Source organism: Neisseria sp. P0001.S005, from assembly GCF_051963715.1.
Genome location: NZ_JBQCTZ010001006.1, coordinates 1 through 255, shown reverse-complemented (window position 1 = coordinate 255; position 255 = coordinate 1). Strand labels below are relative to the sequence as shown.

1 protein-coding gene is annotated in these 255 nt (G+C 54.9%); it reads right to left on the bottom strand.

The annotated features are described in order from the left end of the window. The coding region (locus ACTHSP_RS23865; RefSeq protein ID WP_440347213.1) for a hypothetical protein at positions 1-255 on the bottom strand (255 nt) is incomplete at both ends.

Genomic DNA, 255 nt, shown 5'->3' with positions numbered 1-255 from the left:
CTTTAGCATCTGCCGCAGCTGCCGCTGTCTTAGCTTGACCCGCTTTGTTATCTGCCGCTACTGCTTTAGCATCTGCCGCTACTGCTTTAGCATCTGCCGCTACCGCTTTAGAATCTGCCGCAGCTGCCGCTGTCTTAGCTTGACCCGCTTTGGTATCTGCCGCTACTGCTTTAGCATCTGCCGCTAGTGCTATAGCATGTTCCGCAGCTGCCTCTGTGTTAGCTTGACCCGCTTTGGTCTCTGCCGCTACTGCTT